Here is a 19,096-nt window from a genome sequence, read left to right as displayed (position 1 = left end):
TTAATTGCAATAATCTCCACAAATATTTACAAAAAGGTCAAAGTATTGCAATAATTCAATATATTTCTTTCCCATTCACTTTTGGCTTCTCATTCCAAAGCATACCGTAATGGAGGCTCCGCCATTTTTTTGGTTCTTTAGGGTAATGCCACCACCATGGCGCTGACACAAAACCTTGCTGATATTAAGACCCAATCCGAAATGTTCTCCTTCAGACTTTTTCTCAGTGGTATAGAATGGATCTGTTGCAATCTTTAAGGCATTACTATTAAATCCTTTACCATCATCGGCGACCGTAATCAGAAGTTTTTTGCCTTTTGTACGGCATGCAACTGAAACTGCAGTATCCGCATATCGCATGGCATTAGAAAGCAGGTTCTCAAAAACCTGCAAAACTATTTCCAAATCTACCGACACCATATCTACCTTGCCAAACTGTCCGTAGTAACTGCAAGCATAATAACTGTATGGCGTTTTATTTGCCTTATTCGTTCCAAATCTCATAGACCAGCCACAATCCGCACACTTGACAAGCCCTGCAAATATCGGCGTTGCCTTTTCCTTTGTCTGTCTGCGTCTTGATTTTATCTGCTCCTGCACACGATAGAACACTTCCTTGTCAATAATCGGCTCGTGAGTGTTTTCTACTCGAAACCATTCACTTTCGGGTTTACGCACTTTCTTTTTGCTCTTGAACGATACCGTAGACTGCATATTGTGAACACTGTTTCCGATATAAACCTCACTTTTCAATATTGCCTTGACATGAGCAATCGTCCACTCATAACGTTTACTTTCGGGTTTTCCCTCAAAGATATTGACTTTTTGGCTTATCGTCCTCTCTATCAACAAAGCGTACATAATGATTGATAATAGAAAAAGCGGTACGTTCAGCGTCCCGATAGGTCAGTAAATCTACAACCGCATAATAGGCTCGTTCATTCTTCATACGTATTTCAAAACGGTTCTTAATCTCCGTATCTTCAATCTCTGTGCCATTCTTGACATACTGCTCATAATTCTTCTGATAAGCACACATATATAATTCGCTACTTGTTGAGCCTAAATATAAGGTTTCGCCTGTATTCTTCGGTGTATCATTACCGCATTTCTCCGTACCGCTGTAATCTTTCTGCATACGGAAGTAGGAAATACATTCGCCTGCCTTGTATTTTTCCTTTAATTTTGGAATATCTAATATCCCTACTCGGTCATTGATAGCCAAGTCAAGCCGTTTCATCACACCGCCAGCCGTCATACAATCCAGCATGAAGTCATACCATGAGCGTTCCTGTGCCAGCAGATAACTTTCCATTTGCCGACAACCTCTGCCTTTCAGTTCCAACAGAACCCCTAAATGCTCCTGCATGGAACACATGATGTTGATGTCGCCAAGCACATATTTGCTTTCATAGCCGTATTTTCCATAATCTTCATAAAGCATATAGTCTGCTTTCAGTTGTAATACATCACGGATAATCTTTAATGCGTCCGTAGTAGTAGGAAAACGGACACGGAAGTAATCAATCAGCAAAAACAACGGTTCTTGCGGATTAAAACACTCAATCTGTTTTTCTAATGTTTCTTTTAGTTCTTCCGTCAATGGAAGTTTTTCTTTCTCAATGCGGTTATAATGCTCTCGACTGATACCACAGGCAACGGCAAGTCTTGTTTGTGTAACTCCGTATTCGTCACGTTTACGTTTTAATTCTTCAATAAAATCTTTATCATTCATTCTTTAATTCCTCCAATCAAAAAAAAGCAACTACCGTTTACTGATAATTGCCTACATTTCTACAAAAGAAAAAGACAATCAATTTCTTATTTGAAATCAACTGTCTTTCTTAATGTTATATTCTATTTTCCCAAGTGATAATGGCATAATTTATATCACACCATGTAAAATGCAGTTTCGCCTTGTAAATACAGCGTTTTCCGCTTGTTAATGTATATTGACTCTTGTTTTTTGTGCCCCCCTTGTTAGATAACGGGGGCTTGATGTTCGCTCGCAAGCTCGCTCACAGATGAAGTGAACCAGCCACTTGCAAGCATGGCGGAAAAATCTTGGGGATTTTCCCGCCACCATGTCTGGATCACTCCGTCTTTGTAAGAGATTTTAGGTCATCTTCCACATAAACTGGGGTTGTACTTATTTATCATTTTTCAAATGTGTAGTTGATAAAAGTAAAAAAGAAATACCTAATAATAAAAATATTATTGCTGAGGCAGTATTCTTATCCATAAATTTCATTATTGACACTATAAAGAAACATATTGAGGCAAATAAAAAACATATAAACCTAATTTTATCTTTTTCCATAATTTTTCCACCTTTTTAACTGCTAATTATATAAAACTCTTTTCCTCTTTGCAAACTGGGATTTACCTATTTCAAATCAAAGAGAGAATTTTCATAGTCCTTTACATAGTACCGTACATTTTTCCGCCCTTTTTGAATAATGGTGTGTCCTTCTGCTTCTAATTTTTCTTTTTGTGCTTCAATACCATTTGGATATTTAGCATTTAGTTCTCCGTTCGCTTTCAATGTTCTCCAATAAGGCGTTTCATCTTCTGAACGCTGATAACTCGCCCATGCCACAATAGAAACAAAAATTCCTGCTGTAATCGGTTCTGTAAAATCTGCACCACTTAACTCCGCAAAGTATTCTCGTATTTTCCCGACGGTAATCACTTTACCATACGGAATTTTTTTCATTACTTTGTCATAGTCGATTGGCGGTGCAAAATACATTTTACTTCCACCATATTTTTCAATGCTTTTCTGATCTTTAATGATTTGAAATTTTGGCATATCCTTATTATCGTGCAACATAGCATTAAAATCTTTTTTATCTTCGTTTGCCATTTCTGCCACCTCCTACTTTAAGGATAATCTGTTTGGCATTCCTATGCAATGAGGCTGTTTGAAAAAACTTGACAACTTCAAATTTATCCTTTCAAGTTTTTCAAAGCAGACGGATTATTCTCATGGATTGCCCTAACAGTAGGACAATTTTCTAAATTTGAACAGTTGGCACAACTAGTAACACCTTTTTTCATTGCACACTGGCGAATACCACAGATACTATCACAAAATACGGTTTTAAGTCCGTCCACACGACAACCTTGACAGTTAATGTGCTCTGGAAGAATAGGAGCATTATTTAATTCAGCCCATAGTTTTGCAGTTTTTTTTCGCAATTTTTGATCGTCATTGATTGTTGCAATATATGCGTCGCATTTTTCACAATCTAGTCCACAATATGCAATCATTTTTTTCATCATCGTTATGTACCTCCACAACTTCAAATTTATTGCTCTCTATATAAACTGGAATTGTCTATTTGACGATAAATCTATAAAGTGCATAGGCAATCCATATAATCCAAGAATAAGCCCATAAATCAAAGAGAATACTTACTGCTAAATAAAAGATAGCAACAATGATTGCTATTATCCAATTTTTCTTTTTAGTCTTTTCCACAATCGACCACCTCCGCATCTTCCAATTTATCTTTATGTACATTATATCATACCCCTTCAATATCGTCATTTCTTTTCTGCTTTTGAAAAGCTACTTATCCGTCTATGATTTGTAAAGGGTGCTAAAGCATTGCTTACGCAACAAGCCCTTGACAACCCACAGACTAATAAGTTTTAGGACAATCAAGCAGAAATGAAATAGCCTGCTGTTTCACTACATAGAAAAAGAGATACCAACACGTTTATGTAGTATCTCTTAGCTTACTTAGTAGCGATATTCTTCTATTTGCAAGCAGGTAAACACAGGTTATTTCTCAATATCCTTTTGTTTGGGAAACTCCAGTTTCCCACTTCGAGACCGTCTGGCGCACCACATGAAGCCGCACCGCCATTTCTTCCTGACTGATCCCTTTTTCTTTCCGGTATTTTCTTATATTATCGTTGATCATATCTTCTCTTCCTCTCACTTAAAAATACAGTACCGGAAGTATCTTTCTGCTCCGATACACAGTTCCTGCCACCGGTGAGCCAAGAAAGCTACGCTCTCCTTGCACACTGATGGTATACAAAAAAGAGAAAAATTACAAGCAACGAAATTTAACATCCCGGGAAATGTCGGGGATTTCCCCCCTACAACGGATCCCAATTCATTTTCGTTTTTCCCCTCTGTCGATCAGCCGCTGGATATGGATCGCAACGTATGCCGTTTCCTCATCGGAGATCCGATAGTTCGTTTTCTTTCTAAGATAGCTCCGCACCTCCTGCGCGACCTCAAATGCTTCCGGATAATCCTTTTTGATCTCCTTTGCCCAGCGCTCGCCCGCCCCCTGATATGCTTCTTTTTTCTCTGCGCGGGCAATCAGACACCGCATATGCTGCACAAAACGTTCGTATGAAAATCCGGACTCACGGAATTCGATCTCCGCCGACTCCTTGACCAGTCTAACGATTTCCGGAACATAGTCCTCCATTTTCCCCACTCCTCTTTCCTCTGTATAAAACATATTACCGCTCGCTGCGTTTTACTCTGTCCGCAGCGCTGTCACCGGATCGCTCTTCGCCGCTGTCCGCGACGGGATCAAACCGCCCAAAAGGGTCAATACGACGCTGAGTAAGATCAGAATGATCGCCGGAACGACCGGAAGTACCGCGCTCACATCATTGTTTCCTGCCAGATGATGGATCAGCGCATTTCCCGGAATCAACAGCAGAAGCGTCACCACGATCCCGATCACTCCGGCGCACAGTCCGATGATAAATGTCTCCGCATTAAATACCTGAGACACATTTCCTTTGGATGCCCCGATCGCGCGCAGGATTCCGATTTCCTTTTTCCGCTCCAGCACGCTGATATATGTGATGACTCCGATCATGATCGACGAGACGATCAGCGAGATTGCCACAAATGCGATCAGCACATAACTGATGATATCGATGATATTGGTAACGGAAGACATTAATGTTCCGACCGTATCGGTGTAAGTGATGACCTGCTCCTCTTTTCCGGCTTTCTCCATCTTCTGATTGTAATCATCAAGGATCTGTACGACCTGTTCCTTGCTCTCAAAATCTTTCGGGTAAATGTTGATGCCGCTCGGAACCGCAAAATCGATATATCCCAGTTTTTTCAGGTTGCCGTCATAAGAAGCTTCCTCCGCAGTGCCCATGGACATCAGAAGTTCTTTTAACTCTTCCTCATCCATGCCCATCTCAAACGCGCCTGCAAATGCATCCGCATTGATCGACAATGCATTTCCCATCGCGCTCTGCAGCTGGCTTCCGACCTGTGTCATCGCCTGACGCATCACATTTTCCAGATTTCCGGTGATCTGCGCGGCGATCTGCTGCATCGCGGTGGTGATCTGTGTCTGCAATGCCTGACCGACTTCCGTCGAAAATGTTCCCATCACTTCTCCCATGTAATTCTGCAGGGAGGCGGTCACTTGTTCCTCCACACTCTGCATATCGACGATCCCTGCGATCCCCTCCGTCAAAATCTGTTTGCCGGATTCCGTGTTCAGATATTCGGTAAAATGATCATCCATCTTCAATGGATCCGGAAGTCCGTTCGCTTCCGCATATCCCTGATAGCCTGCTGCCAGATCTGCCGCAAGCATCTCCAACTGCTCGAACGGGATTGAAATATCTCCCTCGATCTCAAAAATCTGATCCGACCATTTTGCCATGATCTGCAAAGCGCCCTCGGTCTGCAGATATTCCATCATATATTTGTCCGCCTGATTTTCCACGTCTTCTTTTCCGGCGACATATTCCAGATAGCCGCTCATCAGTTCCTGCTGCATCGCCTGCATATTTTCGACCGAAACATGGACAGATCCACTGTTTTTGATGATCTCTCCGATATGTTTGGAGAGGATCGCTTTCGCATCGTCGGTCGTCAGATAATTCAGGAACGCTTCGCCAAGTCCCGAATAATCCGCCTGCGGATTCTCTGCCGCATACGCCTGATAGCCCTCCATCAGCTTCTGCGCCGTCTGCGCCATACCCTCAGCAGATACATTTAACTGGATCCCCGACATCAATTCTCCGAGATCAAACGGCGGAAGGCTGGAAAGATCGATCTCCACCGCGCTTAAATCGATCGCGCCGGACAGATCCAGAGACGCCGCCCCTGTCTGAAATGCATCGGAGAAGTCCGGATTTCCAAGCCCTCCTGCCAATGCGCTCTCATCAAATGTAAATGCATTTTTCAAAGCATCTTCATTGACGGTAAATAAAGAATTCATATCCAGCGCTTTATTGCCGTTCTCTGCTCCAAATTCTTCATTCGTGAAGACGTCGGTATTTTTATTGGCAAGTTGTTGTTTTACGATCTCGCTCTTCTCCGCTTTTTCCGCCACATGCTTTGTAAGCGACGCCGGATATGCGATTCCCGGTGTCAGCGCGGACGCGTTGGCATCCTCCGCCGGCTGTACCACGCCGACGATCCGGATATCCTCGCCGTCTGCAACAAGCTGTTTCATATACGTCTGATTGTCCGATTTATCTTTCCATACCTGATATTCCGGATCATACTCATAATAATCGGAGCTGTTGACCAGTTTAAATTCTTTTCCGAGGAAATCATCGTATATATAAGTGCCCAATTCCTCCGGCGTCTCGACGTCCTCCTCCTTTAAGAACTGCTGTACCATCGTATCCAGTTCTTTGGAATCCCGCAGTCCCATCGTATAAAGCAGCATATCGCTGACACTGCCGCCGGATGTCAGTACGACGACGCATTCGTTGTAGGCTTCCGGCCAGCGTCCCGCACGCACGTCGTATTGTTCTTTATACAGGTTCTCGTTTTCCGGCATTTCATAAAAGGTATTGGTGCTCATCATCGACGACATCATACTGTTGGTACTTGCAGACGAGCCAAGTCCCATTGCGGAAAAAGATTTGTCCGGATGTACCTGCCGGATGCCGTCTCCGTCCTGACGGAAGATCTGCGGCGTCACGCCGTAAGAATATTCCACCGCATTCGTGTATGACTCGATCCCGCTTTTTCCGCTTTCCAGATAAGATTTCAGAGAACCGAGATCATTGGAATCCATCGTGGAAAACATATCCGTCACCATCTCGATCACACGGACGTCTTGTTCTCCCACCTCTTCTTTCGTGTTCGTCGGATCGACCGCCAGCATCGCCGTCATGTCCACTCCGGTACTCTGGATCTGGAGCGGATATTCCGACAGCGTCTCTTCCTCCACCGACTGAATGTATCCGTCTACTCCCGCGGACAGCGACAGGATCGCCGCAATCCCGATGATTCCGATCGATCCCGCAAATGAAGTCAGAAGCGTCCGTGCTTTCTTCGTCCGCAGATTGTTAAAGCTCAAGGACAACGCCGTCAAAAATGACATCGACGATTTTCCCATGTTCTGATGTTCCGGCTCGGCAAGCGTCGTTTCATCCACGATAAATTCATCCGTATCCGAGCGGATCTTTCCGTCTTTCAAGTTGACGATCCGGGTAGCATATTCCTCCGCCAGTTCCGGATTGTGGGTGACCATCACGACGAGCCGGTCTCGCGCCACTTCCTGCAGAAGTTCCATGACCTGAATACTCGTCTCGCTGTCCAACGCCCCGGTCGGCTCATCGGCAAGCAGAATATCCGGATCGTTGACAAGCGCCCGGGCGATCGCCACCCTCTGCATCTGTCCGCCGGACATCTGGTTCGGTTTTTTGTGGAGCTGGCTTCCGAGCCCTACCTTTTCCAACGCCTTGACCGCGCGCTCCCGCCGCTCACTTTTCCCGATGCCCGAGATCGTCAGCGCCAGTTCCACATTTGCCAGAACGGTCTGGTGTGGGATCAGGTTGTAACTTTGAAAGACAAATCCAATCGTATGGTTCCGGTAGGAATCCCAGTCTCTGTCTTTGTATTTTTTTGTCGAAATGCCGTTGATGATCAGGTCTCCGCTGTCATAGCGATCCAATCCTCCGATGATATTCAAAAGCGTCGTCTTTCCCGAGCCGCTTGGTCCCAGAATCGCCACAAACTCGTTGTCGCGCAGATTCAGACTGACGTCATCCAGCGCTTTCTGCACCAGATCCCCGGTTCTGTACTCTTTGCATATATGCTGAATCTGTAACATATATTTCCTCCTTTTTCAGGCTCCGTCCCGAAACCGGATTCCCTCTGAAATAAAATTTTGTTTCTTTAAATATCCAAAGTGAACACTTTCAATACCCAAGTGTTCGCTTTGGGTAATGCGAGATTTATAATTTTTTCACAAACAATGCGCGGATCGCATTCAAAACTGCCAGGATCATCACGCCCACGTCGGCAAAGATCGCAAGCCACATATTTGCGATGCCGAATGCACCGAGGATCAGACAAAGGATCTTTACCCCAAGTGCGAACACGATATTTTCGTGTACGATGCGAAGACATTTTCTGGAAATACGGATCGCTTTCGCGATCTTCAAAGGCTCGTCGTCCATCAATACTATATCCGCCGCCTCGATCGCCGCGTCCGATCCCATCGCCCCCATTGCGATCCCGATATCGGCCCGGCGGAGCACCGGCGCGTCGTTGATCCCGTCGCCGACAAACGCAAGCTTCTGATTCTCCGGTTTCTTCGCCAGCATTTCTTCGATCTTCTCCACCTTATCCGCAGGAAGCATCTCACTGAATACCTGATCGATACCAAGATGCGCCGCCACCTGCTCGGCAACGCGCTGTTTGTCTCCGGTCAGCATCACCGTCCGCTCGATCCCGGTCTTTCTCAATTCCGCAACCGCTTCCACCGCATGCGGTTTTTCAATATCCGAGATCACGATATGCCCCGCATATTTTCCGTCGATCGCCATATGCACGATCGTTCCGATGGAACGGCATTCAATATAAGGAACATTCAGCTTTTTCATCAGCTTGTCGTTTCCCGCCGCTACAGACATCCCATCCACGACCGCGGTCACGCCGCTGCCGCTGATTTCCTCAATATCCCGCACCCGGGAATGATCCAGTTCCTGTCCGTAAGCCCGGCGAATGCTCTTGCTGATCGGGTGCGAGGACGCGCTCTCCGCCAGTGCCGCATATTCCAGAAGCTTCTGATTCTCCAACTCACTGTGGTGGATCCCGTTGACTTCAAATACGCCTTTGGTGAGCGTCCCTGTCTTGTCAAATACAACCAGCTTTGTCTTCGCCAATGTTTCCAGATAATTCGATCCTTTGATCAAAATTCCCGCATTGCTCGCGCCGCCAATCCCCGCAAAGAAACTAAGCGGAATACTGATGACCAGCGCGCACGGACAGCTGATCACAAGAAATGTCAGGGCACGGTATACCCAGGTTCCCCAGTCCGCCGGAAGCCCGAAAAACAACATTCTGGCAAGCGGCGGCAGAAGCGCCAAAGCCAATGCACCGTAACAGACGACCGGCGTATAATATTTGGCAAATTTCGTGATAAACGCTTCCGATCTGGATTTGTGCGATGTGGAATTCTCCACCAGTTCCAGAATCTTCGATACCGTAGATTCGCCAAACTCCTTTGTCGTCTTCACACGCAAAACACGGGTCATATTGATACATCCGCTGATGATCTCCTCGCCCTCCACGATCTCCCGCGGCAGGCACTCCCCGGTCAATGCACTTGTGTTCAGCGTCGAATATCCCTCCACAACGATACCGTCGATCGGCACTTTCTCTCCCGGCTGTACGATGATCTCCGTTCCGACCGCCACTTCATCGGGATCGACTCTCACCAGTTCGCCCTCTTGTTCCACATTTGCATAATCCGGTCGGATGTCCATCAGTTCGCTGATATTCTTCCGGCTCTTTCCGACCGCATAACTCTGGAACAATTCTCCGATCTGATAGAACAGCATCACCGCGATCGCTTCGGTATAATCACCTGTTCCCGCAAGCCCCACGGCGATCGCCCCCAGCGTTGCGACAACCATCAGGAAATTCTCATCGAAAATCCGACGGTTCAAAATCCCGCGGAATGCCTTTCGTAAAATGTCATATCCGATCACCAGATATGGGATCATGTACAATACAAAACGCAGGATTCCCGTTGTCGGAAGCAATTCCAGTACCACCATCATCACTGCCGCGATCAGAATCCGCGTAAGCATTTTTTTCTGTTTCTTATTCATTTTATCAACCTCCATATCTTTTTATTTTACCGAATTTGTTTTATTTGTTCCAGAGTTTTTACGAGATTTTCACAAAAACATTTTCGCAAAAAGTATTGTGTGAAGAATTATTTGGCTGTATGCTTTTGGTAGCGTCGGTGTACAAGGGGGAAAACGGTCGATGAAGAGCAAATCTAATCCTCTTCATCGACCGTTCCCCTTGTACACCGACGCAAATACTCTGCTGTACCGGCAGAACGGAAAGGAAACTTCTGAATATGAAATTCATCCATCTCTCCGATCTTCACCTCGGAAAACGTGTCAACGGCTATTCCATGCTGGAAGATCAGGAATATATTTTAAATGAGATCAAAGCGGTCATCACAGCGGAAGCGCCGGACGCCGTTCTGATCGCCGGAGACGTCTACGACAAACCGGTTCCGCCCGCGGAAGCCGTCCGCCTGTTTGACGATTTTCTTGTACAGCTCTCCCGATTGGGACTCAAAGTATTTGTGATCAGTGGAAATCATGACTCCCCGGAACGGATCGCTTTCGGCTCCCGTCTGATGGATGCAAGCGGAATCTATCTGTCTCCGGTTTACGACGGTACGGTGACGCCGGTTTCTCTGCACGATGCATACGGGGTTGTCGACGTTTATATGCTGCCGTTCATCAAACCCGCGCATGTCCGCCGTTTTTATGAAACGGAAACGGAGCAGATCCAGTCCTACACCGATGCCATGCAGACCGCGCTCTCTCATCTGCCGCTGAATCACACACACCGGAACGTTCTGATCACCCATCAATTTGTGACCGGATCCGTCCGCGCCGAATCCGAAGAGATCTCCGTCGGCGGTTCCGACAACATCGACGCTTCCGTATTCGCACCGTTTGATTATGTTGCTCTCGGACATCTCCACACGCCGCAGAACTGCAGGCAGACTGCACCGACAACCGCTGCAGAATCTTCCGCGGATGCACAAGCAGGCTCTCCGCGCGATACGGAACTTTCTGCAGTCGACCAAATCGGCGCGCCGCACGACACGGAATCTTCCGCGAACGAACAGGCGGATGCGCCGCGCATCCGCTACTGCGGCACGCCGCTGAAATATTCCTTTTCCGAAGCAAAAGTCCAGAAATCGGTGACCGTCATCGAACTATACGAAAAGGGAAATCTTCATATTCACACGGTTCCTTTAAAACCACTGCACGATCTTGTAGAATTAAAAGGAACTTATGACACTGTCACCGCCCGCTCTTTTTATGAGGGAACTTCCTGGCAGGAGGACTATACCCATATTACGCTGACCGATGAGGAAGATATTCCCGACGCGATCGGAAAACTCCGTGCGATCTACCATCATCTGATGAAACTCGACTACGACAACAAACGGACCCGCTCTTCGTCTGAGATCACAGCCGATCTTGCCGTGGAAGAAAAGACGCCAATCCAGCTCTTTTCCGATTTCTACGAATTACAAAACAATCAGCCATTGAACGAAGAACAGGCTACATTTTTGAATGGACTGATCGAAACAATCTGGGAGGAGGACGTATGAGACCAAATCAACTGACTATCTCCGCTTTCGGACCTTACGCTGACCGGATCATACTGGATCTGGATCAGCTCGGAACAAGCGGACTTTATCTGATCACCGGCGATACCGGCGCCGGAAAGACAACAATTTTTGACGCCATCACCTATGCGCTTTACGGGGAAGCAAGCGGAAGCCAGAGGCAGCCGTCCATGTTCCGCTCCAAATATGCCGCGGAAAACACCCCCACCGAAGTGATCCTTACTTTCACCTGCTTTGACCGGCAATACACCGTGCGGCGCAATCCCGAATATCTCCGCCCGAAAACACGCGGGGAGGGGATGACTACGCAGAAAGCCGATGCAGAACTTACACTTCCGGACGGGACGATCCTCACCAAGCCAAAAGAAGTGGATGCTAAGATCAAAGAGATCCTCGGGATCGACCGCAGCCAGTTTCTCCAGATCGCGATGATCGCACAGGGAGATTTTCTGAAACTTTTGCTTGCCTCCACCGAAGAACGGAAAAAAATCTTCCGGCAATTGTTTCAGACGAAGCATTTTTATGAACTGCAGGAAAAATTAAAGCAACATTCCGGCACACTCCATGACAAATGTACCGCCGCCCGTAACAGTCTTGAACAATATGTCGGCGGGATCCTCTGCGACGCTGCTTCCCCATTTACACAGAAAGTCAACGCTGCCAAGTCGGGGGAACTTCCTATGATCGACGTCATGGATCTGCTGGAACAGCTTCTGGGGCAGGACCGATCTCAATTAGAAACTCTGAACCGCACATTGACCGCATTAAATGAAAAACAAAATGACGTTCACCGTCGGCTGGAACAATGGGAAGAACGTCAGAAAATTTTCAAACAACTGGAACAAAACGAACAGTTATTACAACGGCATCAGCTTCTTCAAAAAGAAGCTGCCGATCGTTTAAAAGAAGCACAGGATCAAGAACCCGAACGGCTTCAACTGGAAGAAAAGGTAACGCTGCTGCGCGCGGATCTGCCGAGATATGACGAGCTGGAACAAAAACGGAATTTACTTCAAGAACAAATCCGCCAGTTGGAACAATTAAACACAGAACAGAAACAGCATTGCAGACAATTTGAACAGGCAAAGCAAGTTCTGGACTGCCTGAAAGCGGAACAGACCGAATTGTCTCCGGTCGGAGAACTTCTGGAGCGGAAAAGCAACGAACAAAAAGAACTCCGTTCAAACTGCGACCTTTTATACGCTTTCCTCCGCCAATACAACCATTTAAAAACATTGTATCCGGACAAAGAGAAAGCCAAACAAACGTGGGAAACATTGGATGCTCAAAAATCGGAACGGGATCGTCTCACACAGGAGATCACATTGCTGGAAGCCGAGTTGCCACATTACAAAGAATTGTCCGAACTTCAAAAACAATTCGCGGAAAAAGAGCAGGAACTTACCCGATTCCAAAATGTAGGAGCAGAAAAAAAAGCGCTGTTCCGGCGGCTGGAAACACAAATCAGAAATGAAAAACAGGAAAAAGAACGTTTGCTTACCGCCGCTGCCGAAAGAGAAAAGCTGGCGGCACAAAAAGCGGTGCAAAATACAAGAATTCATTCCATGCAGGCATTATCGAAAGAATTATCACATTATGATACGCTTGCCGCCGCCTTGAAGAAACTTCAGACTTCCTACCTCAGCGCTTCGGAAACCGCCGCCTGCGCGGATAAAATCTATCAGCAGAAACATCAGGCATTTCTCAACGAACAAGCCGGGATCCTTGCGGAAACATTAAAAGACAACATGCCCTGCCCGGTATGCGGTTCGCTGACACATCCGCATCCTGCATGCAAATCCGCACAGGCTCCGACAAAAGAGGACGTCGAAGAAGCCCGCGCCTATGCAGCTGAAACGAATACCGCAATGCAGTCGCTCAGCAAACAATGCGCATCTCACAAGGCGCAGGTGGATTCCGCCGAAACAGCGATCCAGCGTTCTCTCTCGGAACTTCTGCCCGAAGAAACAATCGAATCCGCAAGAACGCATCTGTCCATATGGATTTCCGAAGAAACCGAGCGTTTATCTGAGCTGGAAGCCCTGCTTGCGGACGAAGAACAGCGGTTCAAACGCTTCCGGCAGTTAGAGCAAAACCTCCCAGAGAGAGAAGAACAGTTCGACCGGCTCCGTACAGAACTTACCGAACTGGAGCAAAGAACAGCTTCCGCCGAGACCGGACTTTCGGCGCTTTCCGGGCAAATCCAAAAACAACAGAACGCACTTTCCTTTGCATCGGAATCCATTGCCGCCAAAGAGCTGCGCCAAAAACAACAAACATTACAGCAAAAACAAACCGGACTCCAACAGGCAGAGCGTACTTACCGGGAGCTGGAACAGACTTTTACCGAGGAGCGGGCAGCGTGGGAACGGACAAAAGAACAAGTACAGACCATTTTAAATCTTGCATCCGATGATCCGTCTTTCAATTCCAAAACATACCGGTTCTACAACGACTGGAACGAAAAACTCCCCGCACTGCAGTCCGAACTGGATCAGTTGAAAGAAAAACAGCGCCGCAGACAGGAAGTCGATCGTTTGTTGCCCAACGCGGAAGAAACCGTGCAGACCGTACAGAATATACTTACCGGACTGGACAATCGGATCGCAGCCTCCAAAGCGGCAAATGCTGCCTTGGAAGAACAGACGCAAAACCTGTCTCAGACACTGTCTTTTGAAAATAAAAAGGACGCGCTTCTCCATCTGTCGCAACTCGAAGAACAGTGCAGCATTATGAAAAAGAGATTAGAACAAGCACAAAACGAAGAGAATGAACAGGCGAAAACGATCGTCCGTCTCCATTCCATTCTGGATCAACAAAAAGCACAGTACGAACAACTGCCCGAGATCGATCCCGAATCGGAAAACGAAACACTTCGCGCGCTCCATTCTCAAAAGGAAGAAACTGAGGCACAGCGCAATCAGGCAAATGTACGTATTTCCACGAACGGCACCATTCTGGAGAACATTTCCCGGAAATCGAAGCAACTGATCGAGCTGGAAGAAAATTACACATGGGTCAAGGCGCTTTCCAACACCGCCAACGGTTCCCTTGCCGGAAAAGAAAAGATCATGCTGGAAACTTACATTCAGATGACATTTTTCGACAAGATCATCGCCCGTGCCAACACGCGGCTCATGATCATGTCCGACGGGCAATACGAATTGAAACGCCGCCGGGAAGCGGGCAACAATAAAACCCAGAGTGGTCTGGATCTCAACGTCATCGACCACTACAACGGCACGGAACGGAGCGTCCGCACACTTTCCGGCGGAGAATCGTTCAAAGCCTCACTTTCTCTGGCGCTTGGACTGTCCGATGAGATCCAGTCCTCCGCCGGCGGTATCCGCTTGGATACGATGTTCGTAGACGAGGGCTTCGGCTCCCTCGACGAAGAATCCTTGGAGCAGGCGATGAAAGCGCTCTCCAACCTCACGGACGGAAACCGCCTTGTCGGCATCATTTCCCATGTGGGAGAACTCAAAACACGCATCGAAAAACAGATCTTAGTCACAAAAGAAAAAAGTGGCGGAAGCCGGGCGGAAATTTCCGCCTGAGCCGCCCATAACAGTCATCTGTGCAATGGTTCTGCCGTTCTGAAACACTTTTTGATACACTTCTGTACATTTTCGGAATCGCTGAAACATTACAGACTTTTTTTCTTCCTCACAATATACTTTCCATAAACCGCAGCTTTTGCAGTTCTGTCCGCCGTTCTCTATAAAACCTTTTACATCTTCCGGCGGATAACCGAGAAAAATTCCGATCTCATGCGGAAAGCAGGCGCATTCACATACACGTTTTCGTAAAAATCGAATACAGTCTGTAATCTCCGTTGCTTCTCCGCATGGGTATCCATAATCTTTTAAAATTTTCCTCGCTGTCGTATCTTCCCAGTCATATCGCAGCATGAGAGGGCGATACGCATAAATCAACACGGATTTTTCACGCCATACCAATGCGTCCACATACAAACCGCGCGGATTCAAAAGCGCATTGATCTGATCGAGTTCTTCTCTTACCTTTTCTTCCTCTTTATAGAAATAACTGAACAGCCCGGCGCTCTTCATTCCGGCTAATGTAGGCGCACAATGTGCGATTAATTTTTCTTCCATACTCTTGATTCTCATAGTTACAGTCCGCCAAGTTCTTCCCCAAGCTTTTCGCATTCCATCAACATATCTTCATCCGGCTCTTCACAACAGATCAGCCCTTCTCCATGCCAGATAACCGCTCCGACATTTGCCATTCTTTCTTCCCAATCACGCATCCACTCTCCATCTCCCCATCCATAAGAACCAAAAAGTGCGATCGTCTTACCCTCGGCAAACTTCTCTACTTCCGAAACAAATGGTTCCATCTCCTCTTCTTCCAAAACCTCTGCCCCCATCGCCGGGCATCCAAGCGCAAAGCAAGGTGCCTGTTTTAAAACATCTAACGCTGCATCCTCTACCGAAAGTACTTGCGCCGTCTTTCCTGCCTTTTCCACACCTTTTCCGATTGCCTCCGCCATCGTCTGCGTATTCCCTGTCTGAGACCAGTAAATAATATAGATTTCTTCCATTTCTCTCCTCCTACTTTATCGCTTCTAAGTTAGTCTTGGCTAACTTTCATTTATGATAACATAAGAAAAAGCAGATGACAACCATAAAATGATATGTCTTCTGCTTTTTTTAACACGGTTTCATTTCCAACGACATTCCAGATTCAGCACCGACTCCGGCATCTGGAGAAACTGTACGTCAAATTTCAGACTCGGTTCCACCGCGGATCTGGCATTGTGGATCCGGAAACTCAGCTTCCACCCTTTATCCAAATGCATTTCCAGCGTGTTCTTGCTGCCATTCCGGAATTGAAGACCGAGCATCTTTGTCGGCCATTCCACCTCCGGAACCACCTGAACCTTGGCACAGTCCGGAGTCTCCTGATTCAATGTTTTGTGCATATTGAACGTATGGATAACTGTGAGCCTTTGCTTGTCTTTACTGACGATCTTATAATAATCCTTTACGCCCACAAGATACTCCACCATCTTCCGCGGAACGTCCGCATCTTTCGCATACGCCCGTTCCACTTCATCCATAAATGCACGCAGAAGCGGCTGATAGACTTTCAGACCTTTGTCTCCGATTTCAGACCATTTTGCCTGATTTTTCTTTTCCTCTTTCAACATCGTGAAAATGGGATCCACCACATTCCAATATTGACTGCTGCAAGGAATCTGAAACCATTCTTCCCCGAAATCCAGCTTGTAACTGAGGCGGCTGTGCTTCACCGCATCGTGATTATGTTTGATGCTGAATCCGACTTCCCAGCCGATCTTCGGGCGCTTCGCGACAATATCCCGGACATCGCCTTTCATGCCCGCCTCGTCTTTCTGGAACTCCAGGATCAGCTCGTCTCCGCTGTTTTCCGAAAGTTTCGGTTCCATCGCAAGAACAGCTTCCACCGCGGCATTCGCAGAAGTCCGAAAACTTTTCCGCATCGCTTCATCCATCTCCGACCACGCTTTTTTGTTCACCGCAAGACTGGAATTGCCGGTCATCCGGGTCTTTCTGACTTTCCGCAGTTTGCCGTATAATGCCTGCATCCATGCATATTCGTAGGCGCGTCCCTGTCCGTTGCTCGTTGTTTTTCCTTTTATCGTCTGAACTTGCGTTTTCTCCCCGGGGACTGCCGGCGCGGCTTCCCGATCTGCCGCGTCCTTTACCGTCGTATCCTTTGCCGACACTTTCTGTAATATTGCGGTTTTCGTCGCTTTCTTTCCGCTCCTTTTTTGTGTACTCAGCTTCTTGCTCGTCACTTCCTTTGCATCGATCGCCTCCGCGTCGATCTCCACATGTTCTCCGTTTCCCTCCAGATATTTCCGGATCGCCACCGCAATTTCATATGCAAGATTCACCGGAACTGCGTTGCCGATCATCTTATACGCGGTATTCGTATCTTCATATAGGAACTGGAATTCATCCGGAAATCCCTGCACCCGCGCCACTTCCCGGATCGTCATGCGACGGTAAAGGTGTTCTTTTCCCTCGACGAACCGACACGCATTATTCCCGAGTTTCTCCATTTTCGGCGCCTGCGGATGGAGCTGACACTGTCTGCCGGACGCCTGCACGGTAAACGCCTGCTCATCCCATGATTTCACCCGGTTTCTACTCATAAAGATCGGGGAATACGCCCCGGTAAAATATTCATTGTTATTGACCGCATCCGGATTGTGGTGGTTCTTCGGTCCCGCCGGAACCGCACTCTCCTGCAGATCCCAGATCACATCCCGAAGCGTCAGCTTTTTCTCATCCTCTTTCGTTGATCCTTTCGGAAATCCAAACCGGATATTGAGATCATGTCGAAATCCAATATAGAACACACGCTTCCGCTCTTCCGCCACACCGTAGTCTTTCGCATTTACCATCGTAAATGTCACGTCATATCCCGCGCTCTCAAACAGCCGGAAGATATTCTGGACGGCTTCCGAATGGCGGTTTGCCAACATCCCGCTTACATTTTCCGCGAGAAAAAATTTCGGCTGAAATTCTTTCAGGATCCGGATATAGTCGAAAAACAGCTGTCCTCTTGCATCCTCGATTCCTTTGAGAGAGCCGGCCTCCGACCATGACTGACACGGCGGTCCCCCGATGATCCCGTCCACTTCTCCGCTCAGAAATTCCTGGAGGTCTTCTTTATTCACTTTTCGAATGTCCCCTTCGATCAAATGTGTCTTCGGATGATTCGCTCGAAAGGTTGCCCATATTTTCTTATCGATCTCATTTGCAACCGGAATCTCGAATCCGGCTCTCTCAAAACCGAGATCGAGCCCTCCGCATCCGCTGAACAAACTGATTAACTGCATTCTCAAAACTCCCCATTCTTCCTCTTCTCTCTCAGCTCCCTGAAAAACTCTTTCATCATCCGGCTGCACTCCTCTTCCCGCACTCCGGTCGTAAGTTCCACCTGATGATTAAATTCTTTTACATCCAACAAATTTAAAATCGAACCGGCGCATCCCGCTTTCGGATTCATACAGCCGACGACCACCCGCTTGATCCGCGCCTGCACAATCGCGCCGGAACACATTTGACACGGTTCCAATGTTACATACAATGTGCAGTCTTCCAGCCGCCAGTCGCCCATCTTTCGGCTCGCTTTCCGGATTGCCTGGATCTCCGCATGTGCCAGAGGATTTTTGTCGATCGTCCGACGATTATATCCCCGTCCGATGATCTTCCCGTCATATACAATGACACAGCCGATCGGAACCTCTTCCAGCGTATACGCCTTTTTCGCCTGTTTGATCGCTTCCCGCATATATTTCTGATCGATCGCTTCCTGATCGGCACACTTCAAATCTTCTGTTTTTTGATCCATTGCTTTCTCCTTCCACGGCATTTTCTTCTATTCTTTTCACTTTCTGCTTTCCCGTTCTTTTTCCCTACCTGTCCGAATACAAT

The 19,096-nt window shown here is 47.2% G+C and carries 13 protein-coding genes and 2 pseudogenes; 2 read left to right on the top strand and 13 right to left on the bottom strand.

Translation table 11 applies throughout. The annotated features are described in order from the left end of the window. Nucleotides 1-75: 75 nt before the first annotated feature. The 9 genes and pseudogenes from I2H87_RS13915 to I2H87_RS00270 all read right to left on the bottom strand — a co-directional run. Nucleotides 76-819 (bottom strand): annotated as a pseudogene (locus I2H87_RS13915) (ATP-binding protein); the annotation flags it as partial. Then, nucleotides 812-1,735, bottom strand: a pseudogene (locus I2H87_RS00305) (replication initiation factor domain-containing protein); the annotation flags it as partial. The pseudogenes I2H87_RS13915 and I2H87_RS00305, both read right to left, overlap by 8 nt. Nucleotides 1,736-2,386: 651 nt before the next feature. Continuing rightward, a complete protein-coding gene (locus I2H87_RS00300) occupies nt 2,387-2,866 on the bottom strand; it encodes an MGMT family protein (protein ID WP_009267465.1) in 480 nt (159 codons plus the stop codon). Nucleotides 2,867-2,949: 83 nt separating this feature from the next. Continuing rightward, nucleotides 2,950-3,282, bottom strand: coding sequence for a DUF3795 domain-containing protein (locus I2H87_RS00295; RefSeq protein ID WP_044954798.1), 333 nt, complete (start codon nt 3,280-3,282; stop codon nt 2,950-2,952). Between the two features lie 58 nt (nt 3,283-3,340). After that, nucleotides 3,341-3,484: a WxxxWxxW domain-containing protein gene (locus I2H87_RS00290; protein WP_195609068.1), complete on the bottom strand. Its 144-nt coding sequence runs from the start codon at nt 3,482-3,484 to the stop codon at nt 3,341-3,343. A 313-nt stretch (nt 3,485-3,797) separates the two neighbouring features. After that, nucleotides 3,798-3,932 (bottom strand): helix-turn-helix transcriptional regulator, encoded by a 135-nt coding sequence (locus tag I2H87_RS00285; RefSeq protein WP_009267467.1) that lies wholly within the window; start codon nt 3,930-3,932, stop codon nt 3,798-3,800. Nucleotides 3,933-4,130: 198 nt separating this feature from the next. Next, nucleotides 4,131-4,454: a PRD domain-containing protein gene (locus tag I2H87_RS00280; RefSeq protein ID WP_009267468.1), complete on the bottom strand. Its 324-nt coding sequence runs from the start codon at nt 4,452-4,454 to the stop codon at nt 4,131-4,133. Nucleotides 4,455-4,505: 51 nt separating this feature from the next. Continuing rightward, complete coding sequence (locus I2H87_RS00275) at nt 4,506-8,081, bottom strand: ABC transporter ATP-binding protein/permease (RefSeq protein WP_195609067.1); 3,576 nt, start codon at nt 8,079-8,081, stop codon at nt 4,506-4,508. A 124-nt stretch (nt 8,082-8,205) separates the two neighbouring features. Beyond that, nucleotides 8,206-10,089, bottom strand: a complete 1,884-nt coding sequence (locus I2H87_RS00270; protein WP_195609066.1) for a heavy metal translocating P-type ATPase — start codon at nt 10,087-10,089, stop codon at nt 8,206-8,208. 257 nt (nt 10,090-10,346) lie between these two features. On the opposite strand from I2H87_RS00270, the gene I2H87_RS00265 reads away from it, so the two are divergent. Together I2H87_RS00265 and I2H87_RS00260 are read left to right on the top strand one after the other, a co-directional pair. Then, nucleotides 10,347-11,627 carry an exonuclease SbcCD subunit D gene (locus tag I2H87_RS00265; protein ID WP_195609065.1) on the top strand — a complete coding sequence of 427 codons (1,281 nt, stop codon included), beginning with the start codon at nt 10,347-10,349 and terminating at the stop codon, nt 11,625-11,627. Then, nucleotides 11,624-15,202, top strand: a complete 3,579-nt coding sequence (locus tag I2H87_RS00260; protein WP_195609064.1) for an AAA family ATPase — start codon at nt 11,624-11,626, stop codon at nt 15,200-15,202. Before I2H87_RS00265 ends, I2H87_RS00260 begins: the two co-directional genes overlap by 4 nt. Here I2H87_RS00260 and I2H87_RS00255 read toward each other — a convergent pair. The 4 genes from I2H87_RS00255 to tadA form a co-directional block, all read right to left on the bottom strand. Beyond that, nucleotides 15,152-15,760, bottom strand: coding sequence for a DUF3793 family protein (locus tag I2H87_RS00255; RefSeq protein WP_195609063.1), 609 nt, complete (start codon nt 15,758-15,760; stop codon nt 15,152-15,154). The two genes, I2H87_RS00260 and I2H87_RS00255, sit on opposite strands and share 51 nt — an antisense overlap. 17 nt (nt 15,761-15,777) lie before the next feature. Continuing rightward, the gene (locus tag I2H87_RS00250; RefSeq protein WP_022152086.1) at nt 15,778-16,209 is read right to left on the bottom strand and encodes a flavodoxin; all 432 of its coding nucleotides are present in this window, start codon (nt 16,207-16,209) and stop codon (nt 15,778-15,780) included. A 120-nt stretch (nt 16,210-16,329) separates the two neighbouring features. Continuing rightward, nucleotides 16,330-18,498, bottom strand: coding sequence for a HaeIII family restriction endonuclease (locus I2H87_RS00245; RefSeq protein ID WP_195609062.1), 2,169 nt, complete (start codon nt 18,496-18,498; stop codon nt 16,330-16,332). Nucleotides 18,499-18,500: 2 nt separating this feature from the next. Continuing rightward, complete coding sequence (gene tadA, locus I2H87_RS00240) at nt 18,501-19,013, bottom strand: tRNA adenosine(34) deaminase TadA (protein WP_054704069.1); 513 nt, start codon at nt 19,011-19,013, stop codon at nt 18,501-18,503. Nucleotides 19,014-19,096: the final 83 nt, after the last annotated feature.

The sequence above is a fragment of the Mediterraneibacter glycyrrhizinilyticus genome (genome assembly GCF_015560805.1).
Classification (GTDB): Bacteria; Bacillota; Clostridia; order Lachnospirales; family Lachnospiraceae; genus Schaedlerella; species Schaedlerella glycyrrhizinilytica_A.
This window is presented reverse-complemented; position numbering and strand designations above follow the sequence as displayed.

Coding starts and splice junctions, on each gene's coding strand:
- I2H87_RS00265 (WP_195609065.1), top strand. CDS start 10,347: ATGAAATTCATCCATCTCTCCGATCTTCACCTCGGAAAACGTGTCAAC.
- I2H87_RS00285 (WP_009267467.1), bottom strand. CDS start 3,932: ATGATCAACGATAATATAAGAAAATACCGGAAAGAAAAAGGGATCAGT.
- I2H87_RS00295 (WP_044954798.1), bottom strand. CDS start 3,282: ATGAAAAAAATGATTGCATATTGTGGACTAGATTGTGAAAAATGCGAC.
- I2H87_RS00280 (WP_009267468.1), bottom strand. CDS start 4,454: ATGGAGGACTATGTTCCGGAAATCGTTAGACTGGTCAAGGAGTCGGCG.
- I2H87_RS00255 (WP_195609063.1), bottom strand. CDS start 15,760: ATGGAAGAAAAATTAATCGCACATTGTGCGCCTACATTAGCCGGAATG.
- I2H87_RS00250 (WP_022152086.1), bottom strand. CDS start 16,209: ATGGAAGAAATCTATATTATTTACTGGTCTCAGACAGGGAATACGCAG.
- I2H87_RS00270 (WP_195609066.1), bottom strand. CDS start 10,089: ATGAATAAGAAACAGAAAAAAATGCTTACGCGGATTCTGATCGCGGCA.
- I2H87_RS00260 (WP_195609064.1), top strand. CDS start 11,624: ATGAGACCAAATCAACTGACTATCTCCGCTTTCGGACCTTACGCTGAC.
- I2H87_RS00245 (WP_195609062.1), bottom strand. CDS start 18,498: ATGCAGTTAATCAGTTTGTTCAGCGGATGCGGAGGGCTCGATCTCGGT.
- I2H87_RS00275 (WP_195609067.1), bottom strand. CDS start 8,081: ATGTTACAGATTCAGCATATATGCAAAGAGTACAGAACCGGGGATCTG.
- tadA (WP_054704069.1), bottom strand. CDS start 19,013: ATGGATCAAAAAACAGAAGATTTGAAGTGTGCCGATCAGGAAGCGATC.
- I2H87_RS00300 (WP_009267465.1), bottom strand. CDS start 2,866: ATGGCAAACGAAGATAAAAAAGATTTTAATGCTATGTTGCACGATAAT.